This is a genomic window from Streptomyces sp. ATCC 21386, assembly GCF_018728545.1.
GTDB lineage: Bacteria > Actinomycetota > Actinomycetes > Streptomycetales > Streptomycetaceae > Streptomyces.
Genome location: NZ_JAAVVL010000001.1, coordinates 932,744 through 945,816 on the forward strand (window position 1 = coordinate 932,744; position 13,073 = coordinate 945,816).

The window sequence follows — 13,073 nt, forward strand, 5'->3', positions numbered from 1 at the left end:
CGACATGCTGATCCCCCGTAGGGTCAAGCACCGCAAGCAGCACCACCCGAAGCGCCGTGGTCAGGCCAAGGGCGGTACGACGGTCGCGTTCGGCGAGTACGGCATCCAGGCCCTCACGCCGGCGTACGTGACCAACCGCCAGATCGAGGCGGCCCGTATCGCCATGACCCGCCACATCAAGCGTGGTGGCAAGGTCTGGATCAACATCTACCCGGACCGCCCGCTCACGAAGAAGCCCGCCGAGACCCGCATGGGTTCCGGTAAGGGTTCGCCGGAGTGGTGGATCGCGAACGTGCACCCGGGCCGGGTCATGTTCGAACTGTCCTACCCGAACGAGAAGATCGCCCGTGAGGCTCTGACTCGCGCCGCCCACAAGCTGCCGATGAAGTGCCGGATCGTCAAGCGCGAGGCAGGTGAAGCGTGATGTCGGCCGGTACCAAGGCGTCCGAGCTGCGCGAGCTGGGCAACGAGGAGCTTCTGGCGAAGCTCCGCGAGGCCAAGGAAGAGCTGTTCAACCTCCGCTTCCAGGCGGCGACCGGACAGCTCGAGAACCACGGCCGTCTGAAGGCGGTCCGCAAGGACATCGCGCGGATCTACACCCTGATGCGCGAGCGTGAGCTGGGCATCGAAACGGTGGAGAACGCCTGATGAGCGAGAACAACGTGACTGAGACGAACACCGAGGCGCGCGGATTCCGCAAGACCCGTGAGGGCATCGTCGTCAGCGACAAGATGGACAAGACCGTCGTCGTCGCCGTCGAGGACCGCAAGAAGCACGCCCTGTACGGCAAGGTCATCCGCAGCACGAGCAAGCTCAAGGCCCACGACGAGCAGAACGCCGCCGGCGTCGGCGACCGTGTCCTCCTGATGGAGACCCGGCCGCTGTCCGCCACGAAGCACTGGCGCGTCGTCGAGATCCTCGAGAAGGCCAAGTAATTTCCTGCGGGGTACATCCGCAGGTCAGTTCCGCCAGGCTCGGCAGGGGTCCTCGTCCATGAGGCCCCTGCCGGGAACCGGCAGACAATCAGGAGATAGACGTGATCCAGCAGGAGTCGCGACTGCGTGTCGCCGACAACACTGGTGCGAAGGAGATCCTTTGCATCCGTGTGCTCGGTGGCTCCGGTCGCCGCTACGCGGGCATCGGTGACGTCATCGTCGCCACCGTCAAGGACGCGATCCCCGGTGGCAACGTGAAGAAGGGTGACGTCGTCAAGGCGGTCATCGTTCGCACCGTCAAGGAGCGCCGCCGTCCGGACGGCTCGTACATCCGCTTCGACGAGAACGCCGCCGTCATTCTGAAGAACGACGGCGACCCTCGCGGCACCCGTATCTTCGGCCCGGTCGGCCGTGAGCTGCGCGAGAAGAAGTTCATGAAGATCATCTCGCTCGCGCCGGAGGTGCTGTAAGCATGAAGATCAAGAAGGGCGACCTGGTCCAGGTCATCACCGGTAAGGACAAGGGCAAGCAGGGCAAGGTCATCGCGGCCTTCCCCCGCGAGGACCGCGTCCTGGTCGAGGGTGTCAACCGGGTCAAGAAGCACACCAAGGCCGGGCCGACCGCTCGCGGTTCGCAGGCCGGCGGGATCATCACCACCGAGGCCCCGATCCACGTCTCCAACGTCCAGCTGGTCGTGGAGAAGGACGGCAAGAAGGTCGTGACCCGCGTCGGTTACCGCTTCGACGACGAGGGCAACAAGGTTCGCGTTGCCAAGCGGACGGGTGAGGACATCTGATGGCTACCACCACCACTCCGCGTCTCAAGACGAAGTACCGCGAGGAGATCGCGGGCAAGCTGCGTGACGAGTTCAAGTACGAGAACGTCATGCAGATCCCCGGCCTCGTCAAGATCGTGGTCAACATGGGTGTGGGCGACGCCGCCCGCGACTCCAAGCTGATCGAGGGCGCCATCCGCGACCTCACCACGATCACCGGTCAGAAGCCGGCCGTCACCAAGGCCCGCAAGTCCATCGCGCAGTTCAAGCTGCGTGAGGGCCAGCCGATCGGTGCCCACGTCACGCTCCGTGGCGACCGCATGTGGGAGTTCCTGGACCGCACCCTGTCGCTCGCGCTCCCGCGCATCCGCGACTTCCGTGGCCTGTCCCCCAAGCAGTTCGACGGCCGTGGCAACTACACCTTCGGTCTCACCGAGCAGGTCATGTTCCACGAGATCGACCAGGACAAGATCGACCGTACCCGGGGCATGGACATCACCGTGGTGACCACGGCGACCAACGACGCTGAGGGCCGCGCGCTCCTTCGTCACCTCGGCTTCCCCTTCAAGGAGGCGTGAGCGAGATGGCGAAGAAGGCTCTGATTGCCAAGGCTGCTCGTAAGCCCAAGTTCGCCGTGCGCGCGTACACCCGCTGCCAGCGGTGTGGCCGTCCGCACTCCGTGTACCGCAAGTTCGGCCTGTGCCGCGTGTGCCTCCGTGAGATGGCTCACCGTGGCGAGCTGCCGGGCGTGACCAAGAGCTCCTGGTAATCCCTTCTTCTAGGGATTCCCGAAGCTCTCGGTAAGCACTGGGCGTGTCAGGCGCCCTCCCTTCCATGGCTTAGGCTTGGAGGGTTGGGCGCCTGACGGTCGCCCGTACGACTTACTACGCCGTAGGTCCACCGCACCGCACCCGCCTCGTCTCGGATCGAGGAGAGGGATGGGCACCTGGAAACCCCGGCGAGAGAGGCCGAAGGCCAATTCATGACCATGACTGATCCGATCGCAGACATGCTTACGCGTCTGCGGAACGCGAACTCGGCATACCACGACTCCGTGACGATGCCGGCATCGAAGATCAAGTCTCACATCGCGGAGATCCTCCAGCAGGAGGGCTTCATCACGGGCTGGAAGGTCGAGGACGCCGAGGTCGGCAAGAACCTCGTCCTGGAGCTGAAGTTCGGCCCCAACCGTGAGCGCTCCATCGCGGGCATCAAGCGGATCTCCAAGCCCGGTCTCCGGGTTTACGCGAAGTCCACCAACCTGCCCAAGGTGCTGGGCGGCCTCGGCGTGGCGATCATCTCCACGTCCCACGGGCTCCTCACCGACAAGCAGGCCGGCAAGAAGGGCGTAGGCGGAGAAGTCCTCGCCTACGTCTGGTAGCGGAAAGGAATCGGAGGAAACAGCTATGTCGCGTATTGGCAAGCTCCCCATCACGGTTCCCGCCGGCGTGGACGTCACCATCGACGGCCAGACGGTCTCGGTCAAGGGCCCCAAGGGCTCGCTGACCCACACCGTCGCCGCGCCGATCGAGATCGCCAAGGGTGAGGACGGCGTTCTGAACGTCACCCGCCCCAACGACGAGCGTCAGAGCAAGGCCCTGCACGGCCTGTCCCGCACGCTGGTGGCGAACATGATCACCGGCGTGACCCAGGGTTACGTGAAGAAGCTCGAGATCAGCGGTGTCGGTTACCGCGTGCAGGCCAAGGGTTCGAACCTCGAGTTCGCGCTCGGCTACAGCCACCCGATCACCGTCGAGGCGCCCGAGGGCATCACCTTCAAGGTGGAGACCCCGACCCGCTTCCAGGTCGAGGGCATCGACAAGCAGAAGGTCGGCGAGGTTGCGGCCAACATCCGCAAGCTGCGCAAGCCCGACCCGTACAAGGCCAAGGGCGTCAAGTACGAGGGCGAAGTCATCCGCCGCAAGGTCGGAAAGGCGGGTAAGTAAGCCATGGCATACGGGCAGAAGATCCTCAAGGGCGACGCTTACAAGCGTGCTGCCATCAAGCGCCGCCACATCCGGATCCGTAAGAAGGTCAACGGTACGGCTGAGCGTCCCCGCCTGGTCGTGACCCGCTCGAACCGCCACATCGTGGCCCAGGTGATCGACGACCTCAAGGGTCACACCCTTGCGTCGGCGTCCACCCTGGACTCGTCGATCCGTGGTGCGTCGGAGGACAAGTCGGCGCAGGCCGGCAAGGTCGGCGCCCTGGTCGCCGAGCGTGCCAAGGCCGCCGGTGTCGAGGCCGTTGTGTTCGACCGAGGTGGTAACCGGTACGCGGGTCGCATCGCGGCCCTGGCCGACGCCGCCCGCGAGGCCGGGCTCAAGTTCTGAGCTCGCTGCGTAGCTAGCGGAAAGAGAGAGGTAAATCCAATGGCTGGACCCCAGCGCCGCGGTGGCGGTGCCGGTGGCGGCGAGCGGCGGGACCGGAAGGGCCGTGACGGCGGCGCAGCTGCCGCCGAGAAGACCGCGTACGTTGAGCGCGTTGTCGCGATCAACCGCGTCGCCAAGGTTGTGAAGGGTGGTCGTCGCTTCAGCTTCACCGCGCTGGTCGTGGTGGGCGACGGTGACGGCACCGTGGGTGTCGGTTACGGCAAGGCCAAGGAGGTGCCGGCCGCCATCGCCAAGGGTGTTGAGGAGGCCAAGAAGCACTTCTTCAAGGTCCCCCGTATCCAGGGCACCATCCCGCACCCCATCCAGGGTGAGAAGGCTGCCGGCGTCGTCCTGCTCAAGCCCGCGTCCCCCGGTACCGGTGTTATCGCCGGTGGTCCGGTGCGTGCCGTGCTCGAGTGCGCCGGTATCCACGACGTGCTGTCGAAGTCGCTCGGCTCCGACAACGCGATCAACATCGTGCACGCGACCGTGGAGGCCCTGAAGGGTCTGCAGCGTCCCGAGGAGATCGCGGCCCGCCGTGGTCTGCCCCTCGAGGACGTCGCCCCCGCGGCTCTTCTCCGTGCGCGTGCCGGGGCGGGTGCGTAATCATGGCGCAGCTCAAGATCACGCAGGTCAAGTCCTACATCGGCAGCAAGCAGAACCACCGTGACACCCTGCGTTCCCTTGGTCTCAAGGGCATCAACACGCAGGTCGTCAAGGAGGACCGCCCCGAGTTCCGCGGCATGGTGCACACCGTCCGCCACCTCGTGACGGTCGAGGAGGTCGACTGATCATGGCGGAGAACAACCCGCTCAAGATCCACAACCTCCGTCCCGCCCCCGGTGCCAAGACCGCGAAGACCCGTGTCGGTCGTGGTGAGGCGTCGAAGGGTAAGACGGCCGGTCGTGGTACCAAGGGTACGAAGGCCCGCTACCAGGTTCCGGAGCGCTTCGAGGGTGGCCAGATGCCCCTCCACATGCGTCTCCCGAAGCTGAAGGGCTTCAAGAACCCCTTCAAGACGGAGTTCCAGGTCGTGAACCTGGACAAGCTCGCCGCCCTCTACCCCGAGGGTGGGGAGGTCACCGTTGCCGACCTGGTCGCCAAGGGTGCCGTCCGCAAGAACAGCCTCGTCAAGGTCCTCGGCCAGGGCGAGATCTCCGTGGCGCTGCAGGTGACGGTCGACGCCGTCTCCGGCTCCGCCAAGGAGAAGATCACCGCCGCCGGCGGTACCGTCACCGAGCTCGTCTGAACACACCAGGTGTCTCGATGACTTGAGCGATCCCGACCGGGGATACCCCACAAATGGGGTATCCCCGGTTGGTCGTTCCAAGGGAAGCAGTCTCGCCGGTAAGGTGACCTGCGCTGCCCGTTTTCACAGGGTGCTCTCATCCGGGCACTCGCCGCGGCAGTTAAACGTTACGTAAGTCGTCCTCATCAGAATCTCAAAACCGTCACCCTTGACGCAGTAGCGCGGGGGTCGCAGGAGGCACCGTGCTCACCGCGTTCGCCCGGGCGTTCAAGACGCCCGACCTGCGCAAGAAGCTGCTCTTCACGCTCGGCATCATCGTGATCTACCGGGTCGGTACACACGTCCCGATCCCGGGTGTCGACTACACCGTCGTCCAGTACTGCATCGACCAGACCAAGAGCAACTCCGGTCTCTTCGGGCTGGTCAACATGTTCAGTGGTGGCGCGCTGCTGCAGATCACGGTCTTCGCGCTCGGCATCATGCCGTACATCACGGCGAGCATCATTCTGCAGCTGCTGACCGTGGTGATCCCGCGTCTGGAAGCCCTGAAGAAGGAGGGGCAGTCCGGTACGGCGAAGATCACGCAGTACACGCGTTACCTGACGGTGGCCCTCGCCGTCCTCCAGGGCACGGGCCTCGTCGCCACAGCCCGCAGCGGCGCGCTGTTCAGTAGCTGTCCGCAGGGCTCCGAGATCGTTCCCGACCAGTCGATCTTCGCCACCATGGTCATGGTCATCACGATGACTGCCGGTACAGCCGTCGTCATGTGGCTCGGTGAGCTGATCACCGACCGCGGTATCGGCAACGGTATGTCGATCCTGATGTTCATCTCGATCGCCGCCACGTTCCCCTCCTCGCTGTGGGCGATCAAGGAGCAGGGAGACCTGGCGGGCGGCTGGATCGAGTTCGCCGTCGTCATCGCCGTCGGTCTGGTCATGGTCGCGCTGGTGGTCTTCGTCGAGCAGGCCCAGCGTCGGATCCCGGTGCAGTACGCGAAGCGCATGATCGGCCGTCGGTCCTACGGCGGCACCTCGACGTACATTCCGCTGAAGGTCAACCAGGCAGGCATCATCCCTGTGATCTTCGCCTCGTCGCTTCTCTACATCCCGGCGCTGGTCGCGCAGTTCGCCGGAGGAACTTCCGGTTGGAAGACCTGGATCGAGAAGAACCTTGCGCTGCCGGACGCTCCGGCGCACATCACGCTCTACTTCTTCCTCATCATCTTCTTCGCCTTCTTCTACGTGGCCATCTCGTTCAACCCCGAGGAAGTCGCGGACAACATGAAGAAGTATGGTGGCTTCATCCCGGGCATCCGGGCTGGCCGACCGACCGCTGAGTACCTGAGCTACGTACTCAACCGGATCACCTGGCCGGGTTCGCTGTACCTGGCTCTGATCTCTCTTGTGCCGACAATGGCGTTGGCGCCTCTCGGGGCAAACCAGAACTTCGTGTTCGGCGGGACCAGCATCCTGATCATCGTGGGTGTGGGTCTGGAGACCGTGAAGCAGATCGAGAGCCAGCTCCAGCAGCGCAATTACGAAGGGTTCCTCCGCTGATGCGAATCGTCCTCGTCGGGCCGCCGGGTGCGGGTAAGGGAACGCAGGCCGCGTTCCTGGCACAGAACCTGTCGATCCCGCACATCTCCACGGGCGACCTGTTCCGGGCCAACATCAGCAAGCAGACGGAGCTCGGCAAACTCGCGAAGTCCTACATGGACAAGGGCGAGCTGGTGCCGGACGAGGTCACCATCGCGATGGCCAAGGACCGCATGGAGCAGCCGGACGCCGAGCACGGTTTCCTGCTCGACGGCTTCCCGCGCAACGTCTCGCAGGCCGAGGCGCTGGACGTGACGCTCCAGGAAGAGTCCATGAACCTGGACGCGGTGCTGGACCTGGAGGTCCCCGAGGACGAGGTCGTCAAGCGGATCGCCGGCCGTCGCATCTGCCGCAACGACTCCGCCCACGTCTTCCACGTCACGTACAAGAAGCCGAAGCAGGAGGGTGTCTGCGACGCCTGCGGCGGCGAGCTGTACCAGCGTGACGACGACTCCGAGGAGACGGTCCGCAAGCGCCTGGAGGTCTACCACACCCAGACCGAGCCGATCATCGACTACTACAAGGCCCAGGGCCTCGTGGTGACGATCTCGGCGCTCGGTCCGGTGGAGGAAGTCACCCAGCGCGCCATGGAGGCGCTCAAGCGCGAGGACGACGACCAGTAGGTCGTCGGTCGGTACGTCGGCCGCGGTGCCCGTGAGGGGCGCCGCGGCCGTACTGTTGTGTAGGCAAAAACGCGAGAACGAGATCCCGTGCCTCGTGGACGACAAGGAAGACGGAGAGCGCAGGCCCCCATGGTGCAGATCAAGAGTCCCGAGCAGATCGCCAAGATGCGTGAGGCGGGGCTGGTCGTCGCCGCCATCCACGCGGCCACCCGGGAGGCCGCCGTGCCGGGTGCCTCCACGAAGGATCTCGACGAGGTCGCCCGCAAGGTGATCGCGGAGCACGGGGCCAAGTCGAACTTCCTCGGGTACGGCGGCTTCCCGGCGACGATCTGCACCTCGGTGAACGAGGTCGTGGTCCATGGGATCCCGAGCGACGAGGTCGTCCTGAAGGACGGCGACATCATCTCCATCGACTGCGGCGCGATCGTCGACGGCTGGCACGGTGACGCGGCCTACACCGCGTTCGTGGGGTCCGGGCACGCTCCGGAGCTGATCGAGCTGTCGCGGGTGACCGAGGAGTCCATGTGGGCCGGGATCGCCGCGATGAAGCAGGGGAACCGGCTCGTCGACGTCTCGCGGGCCATCGAGACGTACATCCGCCGGCAGCCGAAGCCGGGCGGGGGGAAGTACGGGATCGTCGAGGACTACGGCGGCCACGGCATCGGGACCGAGATGCACATGGACCCGCACCTGCTGAACTACGTCGAGCGGCGGCGGGGCAAGGGGCCGAAGCTGGTGCCCGGCTTCTGCCTCGCGATCGAGCCGATGGTGTCGCTGGGTACGCCGAAGACGGAGGTCCTGGCGGACGACTGGACCGTGGTGACGACGGACGGGACGTGGTCGTCGCACTGGGAGCACTCGGTCGCCCTGACCGAGCAGGGGCCGCTCGTGCTGACGGCTCCCGATGGGGGCAAGGCGAAGCTGGCCGAGTACGGGATCGTCGCGGCTCCGGACCCGGTGGGCTGAGTTCTCGTCGCCGGGTGCGGGTGAGTGGGGGCTGGTCGCGCAGTTCCCCGCGCCCCTTGGTGGGGCTGCGCCGCATAAGGATCTTCGTGCCGGGGCATCCTTACCCGAATTCGTGTTTCTGGAGGCCCTGGCGTAGACTGACTCGTCGGCTCTCGTGTTTCCGTGTGTCCTCATTCGGTTACGCGGAGTCGATCAAGGTAGTCGATTCGAAGGGCGAAGCGTGGCCAAGAAGCAAGGTGCCATCGAGATCGAGGGCACTGTCGTCGAGTCTCTGCCGAACGCCATGTTCAAGGTCGAGCTCCAGAACGGCCACCAGGTCCTGGCACACATCAGCGGCAAGATGCGTATGCACTACATCCGCATCCTCCCTGACGACCGGGTCGTGGTGGAGCTGTCTCCGTACGACCTGACGCGTGGCCGGATCGTCTACCGCTACAAGTAGATCTTGCCCCCGCTCTCCGTGCCCCGGTCTATCGGGACGCGGGTGGTGGCACTGACCCGGAGAACCTCACCCCATGAAGGTCAAGCCGAGCGTCAAGAAGATCTGCGACAAGTGCAGGGTGATCCGCCGTCACGGTCGGGTCATGGTCATCTGCGAGAACCCGCGCCACAAGCAGCGCCAGGGCTGACGCACGTACGACCACTCCCTCTGCATCTTCATCGCAGGGATTCGCGCGACGCGAGCTGAATTGTTCATACGCAGGACCCAGGCGCCGCACGGTGTCTGACACCCCCGGCTCGGAGGCCGGGGACCCGGTTCGTACCTGGTACGGCGGCCGGGAGCCGGTTCTGTGGAAGACCTCCGACAATCACCAGGAGCCATTGAATGGCACGCGTTTCCGGTGTTGACATCCCGCGCGACAAGCGCGTGGAGGTCGCCCTCACCTATGTGTTCGGCATCGGCCGGACCCTCTCCCAGGAGACGCTGGCAGCGACCGGCGTCAACCCGAACACCCGCGTTCGCGACCTCTCCGAGGAGCAGCTCGTCGCGATCCGCGAGTACGTGGACAACAACATCAAGACCGAGGGTGACCTCCGTCGCGAGATCCAGGCCGACATCCGCCGCAAGGTCGAGATCGGCTGCTACCAGGGTCTCCGTCACCGTCGCGGTCTGCCCGTCCGCGGTCAGCGCACCAGCACCAACGCTCGCACCCGCAAGGGCCCGCGTCGCGCCATCGCCGGTAAGAAGAAGCCGGGCAAGAAGTAGTCCTCAGCGGACAACGCTTCATCAGCGGTCTTCGCTGTAGGACCGACCACCTCCCCGTAGGAGTTAGTAGATGCCCCCCAAGGGTCGTCAGGGCGCTGCCAAGAAGGTGCGCCGCAAGGAAAAGAAGAACGTCGCTCACGGCCACGCGCACATCAAGAGCACGTTCAACAACACGATCGTCTCCATCACGGACCCCTCGGGCAACGTGATCTCCTGGGCCTCCGCCGGCCACGTCGGCTTCAAGGGCTCCCGGAAGTCCACGCCGTTCGCCGCGCAGATGGCCGCCGAGTCGGCCGCCCGTCGCGCGCAGGAGCACGGCATGCGCAAGGTCGACGTGTTCGTCAAGGGCCCGGGCTCGGGTCGTGAGACGGCCATCCGTTCGCTCCAGGCGACCGGTCTCGAGGTCGGCTCCATCCAGGACGTCACGCCCACCCCGCACAACGGCTGCCGTCCGCCCAAGCGCCGCCGCGTCTGATCTTCCGTAGATCTTCGACGCAGGCCGCTTGGTCTGAGGTTTTCGGGCGGTACGGCTCTTACGGGGCGTACCGCCCGTACCCTTGTAGTACTCAAGGGCATCAAATAGTGGGTGCCCATGACTGAAGGACTCACCACATGCTGATCGCTCAGCGTCCCTCGTTGACCGAAGAGGTCGTCGACGAGTTCCGCTCCCGGTTCGTGATCGAGCCGCTGGAGCCGGGCTTCGGCTACACCCTCGGCAACAGCCTCCGTCGCACGCTCCTGTCGTCGATCCCCGGCGCTGCTGTCACCAGCATCCGGATCGACGGTGTCCTGCACGAGTTCACCACCGTGCCGGGCGTCAAGGAGGACGTCACCGACCTGATCCTCAACATCAAGCAGCTGGTCGTCTCCTCGGAGCACGACGAGCCGGTCGTGATGTACCTGCGCAAGCAGGGCCCGGGTCTGGTCACCGCCGCCGACATCGCGCCCCCGGCCGGTGTCGAGGTGCACAACCCCGACCTGGTCCTCGCCACGCTCAACGGCAAGGGCAAGCTGGAGATGGAGCTGACGGTCGAGCGCGGCCGCGGTTACGTCTCCGCCGTGCAGAACAAGCAGGTGGGCCAGGAGATCGGCCGTATCCCGGTCGACTCCATCTACTCGCCGGTTCTCAAGGTCACGTACAAGGTCGAGGCCACGCGTGTCGAGCAGCGCACCGACTTCGACAAGCTGATCGTCGACGTCGAGACCAAGCAGGCGATGCGTCCCCGTGACGCCATGGCCTCCGCCGGTAAGACGCTGGTCGAGCTCTTCGGTCTCGCCCGTGAGCTCAACATCGACGCCGAGGGCATCGACATGGGTCCGTCCCCGACGGACGCCGCCCTGGCCGCCGATCTGGCGCTGCCGATCGAGGAGCTGGAGCTCACCGTTCGGTCGTACAACTGCCTCAAGCGTGAGGGCATCCACTCCGTGGGTGAGCTGGTCGCGCGCTCCGAGGCCGACCTGCTCGACATCCGCAACTTCGGTGCGAAGTCGATCGACGAGGTCAAGGCGAAGCTGGCCGGCATGGGCCTGGCCCTGAAGGACAGCCCGCCCGGATTCGACCCGACCGCCGCGGCGGACGCGTTCGGCGCCGACGACGACGCGGACGCGGGCTTCGTCGAGACCGAGCAGTACTAGTCGCTCCGCGAGACGGCCGGATTCCGACTGCGGGTCCGTAGTGGCTGGTCGCGCAGTTCCCCGCGCCCCTTACGGGGCGCGGACCCTCCGGAGTCGAAAAGAACTCCGGATCTTCGACGGGCATCCGCCCGCTCGGATACTGACCCCGGTACCTGATACGGCCGGGGCAGACACCTAGGAGAAACACCATGCCGAAGCCCACCAAGGGTGCCCGTCTGGGCGGCAGCGCCGCGCACGAGAAGCTGCTCCTCGCGAACCTCGCGAAGTCGCTCTTCGAGCACGGCCGCATCACCACCACCGAGGCGAAGGCCCGCCGTCTGCGGCCGTACGCCGAGCGTCTGGTCACCAAGGCGAAGAAGGGCGACCTTCACAACCGCCGCCAGGTGCTCCAGGTCATCACGGACAAGAGCGTCGTGCACACGCTCTTCACCGAGATCGGCCCGCGGTACGAGAACCGTCCGGGTGGCTACACCCGTATCACCAAGATCGGTAACCGTCGTGGCGACAACGCGCCCATGGCTGTCATCGAGCTGGTCGAGGCGCTGACGGTCGCGCAGCAGGCGACGGGTGAGGCCGAGGCCGCCACCAAGCGTGCCGCCAAGGACGCGGAGACGCCTGCCGCTGAGGCCAAGGTGGACACCACCAAGGCTGACGACAGCGCGGACGAGGCTGCCGAGGAGTCCAAGGACGCGTAAGCGTTCTGCGGGGTGCTGTGCGGTTGGCGGCTGCGGGTTCGTGGTGGCTTGTCGCGCAGTTCCCCGCGCCCCTGGAAGACGGGGCGCGTCTGAGTGGGTCCGTTCCTGTTATGGGAGCGGGCCCGCTTTTTTGTACCTGAGAGGATCCAGGGGTGAGTGACGAAGTACAGCCCGGTCACGTCCGTGTGCGGCTCGATCTGTCGTACGACGGGAGTGAGTTCTCCGGGTGGGCCAAGCAGGCCGGCGGGCGGCGGACCGTGCAGGGGGAGATCGAGGACGCCCTGCGGACCGTGACGCGGTCCCGGGAGACCTTCGAGCTGACCGTGGCCGGGCGGACGGACGCCGGGGTGCACGCGCGGGGGCAGGTGGCGCACGTGGACCTGCCGGAGGCGGTCTGGCGTGAGCACCACGAGAAGCTGCTGAAGCGGCTCGCGGGGCGTCTGTCGAGGGACGTGCGGGTCTGGGCGCTCAGGGAGGCGCCCAGCGGCTTCAACGCGCGGTTCTCGGCGATCTGGCGGCGGTACGCCTACCGGGTCACCGACAACCCCGGCGGTGTCGATCCGTTGCTGCGCGGTCACGTCCTGTGGCACGACTGGCCGCTGGACGTCGACGCCATGAACGAGGCGGCGCGGCGGCTGCTGGGGGAGCACGACTTCGCCGCGTACTGCAAGCGGCGGGAGGGGGCCACCACCATCCGCACGCTGCAGGAGCTGAGCCTGGTGCGGGGCGACGACGGGATCATCACCGCCACGGTGCGGGCCGACGCCTTCTGCCACAACATGGTGCGCTCGCTGATCGGGGCCCTGCTGTTCGTGGGCGACGGTCACCGGGGGCCCGAATGGCCCGGGAAGGTGCTGGCCGCCGGCGTACGGGACTCCGCCGTGCATGTCGTCCGGCCGCACGGGCTGACCCTGGAGGAGGTCGGGTACCCGGCGGACGAGCTGCTGGCCGCGCGGAGCAGGGAGGCGCGGAACCGGCGGAGTCTGCCAGGGGCGCCCGGGGCCGGCTGCTGCTGACCCCG

At 66.1% G+C, this 13,073-nt stretch carries 23 protein-coding genes; all 23 read left to right on the forward strand.

Annotated elements, in window-relative coordinates; translation table 11 throughout:
- Positions 1-4: 4 nt before the first annotated feature.
- Positions 5-424 carry a 50S ribosomal protein L16 gene (gene rplP / locus GWK25_RS04120; protein ID WP_004927269.1) on the forward strand — a complete coding sequence of 140 codons (420 nt, stop codon included), beginning with the start codon at positions 5-7 and terminating at the stop codon, positions 422-424.
- A complete protein-coding gene (gene rpmC, locus GWK25_RS04125; protein WP_007494763.1) occupies positions 424-648 on the forward strand; it encodes a 50S ribosomal protein L29 in 225 nt (74 codons plus the stop codon). Before rplP ends, rpmC begins: the two co-directional genes overlap by 1 nt.
- On the forward strand, positions 648-935 hold the full coding sequence (gene rpsQ, locus GWK25_RS04130) for a 30S ribosomal protein S17 (protein ID WP_006130775.1): 288 nt from the start codon (positions 648-650) through the stop codon (positions 933-935). The genes rpmC and rpsQ overlap by 1 nt, the downstream gene beginning before the upstream one ends.
- Before the next feature lie 101 nt (positions 936-1,036).
- Positions 1,037-1,405 carry a 50S ribosomal protein L14 gene (rplN, locus tag GWK25_RS04135; RefSeq protein ID WP_003998823.1) on the forward strand — a complete coding sequence of 123 codons (369 nt, stop codon included), beginning with the start codon at positions 1,037-1,039 and terminating at the stop codon, positions 1,403-1,405.
- A 2-nt stretch (positions 1,406-1,407) separates the two neighbouring features.
- Entirely contained in the window at positions 1,408-1,731 is a 324-nt protein-coding gene (gene rplX / locus GWK25_RS04140; RefSeq protein WP_184904637.1) for a 50S ribosomal protein L24, read from the forward strand.
- Positions 1,731-2,288: a 50S ribosomal protein L5 gene (gene rplE / locus GWK25_RS04145; protein WP_020135807.1), complete on the forward strand. Its 558-nt coding sequence runs from the start codon at positions 1,731-1,733 to the stop codon at positions 2,286-2,288. The genes rplX and rplE overlap by 1 nt, the downstream gene beginning before the upstream one ends.
- 5 nt (positions 2,289-2,293) lie before the next feature.
- Complete coding sequence (locus GWK25_RS04150; RefSeq protein ID WP_004571834.1) at positions 2,294-2,479, forward strand: type Z 30S ribosomal protein S14; 186 nt, start codon at positions 2,294-2,296, stop codon at positions 2,477-2,479.
- 213 nt (positions 2,480-2,692) lie between these two features.
- Positions 2,693-3,091: a 30S ribosomal protein S8 gene (rpsH, locus tag GWK25_RS04155; protein WP_007384075.1), complete on the forward strand. Its 399-nt coding sequence runs from the start codon at positions 2,693-2,695 to the stop codon at positions 3,089-3,091.
- Between the two features lie 25 nt (positions 3,092-3,116).
- On the forward strand, positions 3,117-3,656 hold the full coding sequence (gene rplF, locus GWK25_RS04160) for a 50S ribosomal protein L6 (protein ID WP_184904635.1): 540 nt from the start codon (positions 3,117-3,119) through the stop codon (positions 3,654-3,656).
- A gap of 3 nt (positions 3,657-3,659) precedes the next feature.
- Positions 3,660-4,043, forward strand: coding sequence for a 50S ribosomal protein L18 (gene rplR, locus GWK25_RS04165; RefSeq protein ID WP_215448530.1), 384 nt, complete (start codon positions 3,660-3,662; stop codon positions 4,041-4,043).
- Between the two features lie 39 nt (positions 4,044-4,082).
- Entirely contained in the window at positions 4,083-4,688 is a 606-nt protein-coding gene (gene rpsE / locus GWK25_RS04170) for a 30S ribosomal protein S5 (RefSeq protein WP_009190144.1), read from the forward strand.
- A gap of 2 nt (positions 4,689-4,690) precedes the next feature.
- Complete coding sequence (gene rpmD / locus GWK25_RS04175; protein ID WP_003974250.1) at positions 4,691-4,873, forward strand: 50S ribosomal protein L30; 183 nt, start codon at positions 4,691-4,693, stop codon at positions 4,871-4,873.
- A 2-nt stretch (positions 4,874-4,875) separates the two neighbouring features.
- Positions 4,876-5,331: a 50S ribosomal protein L15 gene (gene rplO / locus GWK25_RS04180; RefSeq protein WP_059079051.1), complete on the forward strand. Its 456-nt coding sequence runs from the start codon at positions 4,876-4,878 to the stop codon at positions 5,329-5,331.
- A 242-nt stretch (positions 5,332-5,573) separates the two neighbouring features.
- Positions 5,574-6,887: a preprotein translocase subunit SecY gene (gene secY / locus GWK25_RS04185; RefSeq protein ID WP_215448531.1), complete on the forward strand. Its 1,314-nt coding sequence runs from the start codon at positions 5,574-5,576 to the stop codon at positions 6,885-6,887.
- A complete protein-coding gene (locus GWK25_RS04190; protein ID WP_215448532.1) occupies positions 6,887-7,549 on the forward strand; it encodes an adenylate kinase in 663 nt (220 codons plus the stop codon). Before secY ends, GWK25_RS04190 begins: the two co-directional genes overlap by 1 nt.
- A 129-nt stretch (positions 7,550-7,678) precedes the next feature.
- Complete coding sequence (map, locus tag GWK25_RS04195; RefSeq protein ID WP_215448533.1) at positions 7,679-8,515, forward strand: type I methionyl aminopeptidase; 837 nt, start codon at positions 7,679-7,681, stop codon at positions 8,513-8,515.
- Between the two features lie 220 nt (positions 8,516-8,735).
- Positions 8,736-8,957 (forward strand): translation initiation factor IF-1, encoded by a 222-nt coding sequence (gene infA, locus GWK25_RS04200; protein WP_003948620.1) that lies wholly within the window; start codon positions 8,736-8,738, stop codon positions 8,955-8,957.
- Between the two features lie 73 nt (positions 8,958-9,030).
- Complete coding sequence (gene rpmJ / locus GWK25_RS04205; protein WP_003998809.1) at positions 9,031-9,144, forward strand: 50S ribosomal protein L36; 114 nt, start codon at positions 9,031-9,033, stop codon at positions 9,142-9,144.
- A gap of 197 nt (positions 9,145-9,341) precedes the next feature.
- Positions 9,342-9,722 (forward strand): 30S ribosomal protein S13, encoded by a 381-nt coding sequence (gene rpsM, locus GWK25_RS04210; protein WP_128433137.1) that lies wholly within the window; start codon positions 9,342-9,344, stop codon positions 9,720-9,722.
- Positions 9,723-9,792: 70 nt separating this feature from the next.
- Positions 9,793-10,197 carry a 30S ribosomal protein S11 gene (gene rpsK / locus GWK25_RS04215; RefSeq protein WP_003956432.1) on the forward strand — a complete coding sequence of 135 codons (405 nt, stop codon included), beginning with the start codon at positions 9,793-9,795 and terminating at the stop codon, positions 10,195-10,197.
- A gap of 137 nt (positions 10,198-10,334) precedes the next feature.
- The gene (locus tag GWK25_RS04220) at positions 10,335-11,357 is read left to right on the forward strand and encodes a DNA-directed RNA polymerase subunit alpha (RefSeq protein WP_003966937.1); all 1,023 of its coding nucleotides are present in this window, start codon (positions 10,335-10,337) and stop codon (positions 11,355-11,357) included.
- A gap of 188 nt (positions 11,358-11,545) precedes the next feature.
- A complete protein-coding gene (rplQ, locus tag GWK25_RS04225; RefSeq protein WP_215448534.1) occupies positions 11,546-12,052 on the forward strand; it encodes a 50S ribosomal protein L17 in 507 nt (168 codons plus the stop codon).
- 152 nt (positions 12,053-12,204) lie between these two features.
- Complete coding sequence (truA, locus tag GWK25_RS04230) at positions 12,205-13,068, forward strand: tRNA pseudouridine(38-40) synthase TruA (RefSeq protein ID WP_215448535.1); 864 nt, start codon at positions 12,205-12,207, stop codon at positions 13,066-13,068.
- The last annotated feature ends 5 nt before the right edge of the window (positions 13,069-13,073 follow it).

Excerpts from the sequence above, each read along its gene's own strand:
- rplP (WP_004927269.1), top strand. The coding sequence starts at position 5 with ATGCTGATCCCCCGTAGGGTCAAGCACCGCAAGCAGCACCACCCGAAG.
- rpmC (WP_007494763.1), top strand. The coding sequence starts at position 424 with ATGTCGGCCGGTACCAAGGCGTCCGAGCTGCGCGAGCTGGGCAACGAG.
- rpsQ (WP_006130775.1), top strand. The coding sequence starts at position 648 with ATGAGCGAGAACAACGTGACTGAGACGAACACCGAGGCGCGCGGATTC.
- rplX (WP_184904637.1), top strand. The coding sequence starts at position 1,408 with ATGAAGATCAAGAAGGGCGACCTGGTCCAGGTCATCACCGGTAAGGAC.
- rplE (WP_020135807.1), top strand. The coding sequence starts at position 1,731 with ATGGCTACCACCACCACTCCGCGTCTCAAGACGAAGTACCGCGAGGAG.
- GWK25_RS04150 (WP_004571834.1), top strand. The coding sequence starts at position 2,294 with ATGGCGAAGAAGGCTCTGATTGCCAAGGCTGCTCGTAAGCCCAAGTTC.
- rpsH (WP_007384075.1), top strand. The coding sequence starts at position 2,693 with ATGACCATGACTGATCCGATCGCAGACATGCTTACGCGTCTGCGGAAC.
- rplF (WP_184904635.1), top strand. The coding sequence starts at position 3,117 with ATGTCGCGTATTGGCAAGCTCCCCATCACGGTTCCCGCCGGCGTGGAC.
- rplR (WP_215448530.1), top strand. The coding sequence starts at position 3,660 with ATGGCATACGGGCAGAAGATCCTCAAGGGCGACGCTTACAAGCGTGCT.
- rpsE (WP_009190144.1), top strand. The coding sequence starts at position 4,083 with ATGGCTGGACCCCAGCGCCGCGGTGGCGGTGCCGGTGGCGGCGAGCGG.
- rpmD (WP_003974250.1), top strand. The coding sequence starts at position 4,691 with ATGGCGCAGCTCAAGATCACGCAGGTCAAGTCCTACATCGGCAGCAAG.
- rplO (WP_059079051.1), top strand. The coding sequence starts at position 4,876 with ATGGCGGAGAACAACCCGCTCAAGATCCACAACCTCCGTCCCGCCCCC.
- GWK25_RS04190 (WP_215448532.1), top strand. The coding sequence starts at position 6,887 with ATGCGAATCGTCCTCGTCGGGCCGCCGGGTGCGGGTAAGGGAACGCAG.
- map (WP_215448533.1), top strand. The coding sequence starts at position 7,679 with ATGGTGCAGATCAAGAGTCCCGAGCAGATCGCCAAGATGCGTGAGGCG.
- rpmJ (WP_003998809.1), top strand. The coding sequence starts at position 9,031 with ATGAAGGTCAAGCCGAGCGTCAAGAAGATCTGCGACAAGTGCAGGGTG.
- rpsM (WP_128433137.1), top strand. The coding sequence starts at position 9,342 with ATGGCACGCGTTTCCGGTGTTGACATCCCGCGCGACAAGCGCGTGGAG.
- rpsK (WP_003956432.1), top strand. The coding sequence starts at position 9,793 with ATGCCCCCCAAGGGTCGTCAGGGCGCTGCCAAGAAGGTGCGCCGCAAG.
- GWK25_RS04220 (WP_003966937.1), top strand. The coding sequence starts at position 10,335 with ATGCTGATCGCTCAGCGTCCCTCGTTGACCGAAGAGGTCGTCGACGAG.
- rplQ (WP_215448534.1), top strand. The coding sequence starts at position 11,546 with ATGCCGAAGCCCACCAAGGGTGCCCGTCTGGGCGGCAGCGCCGCGCAC.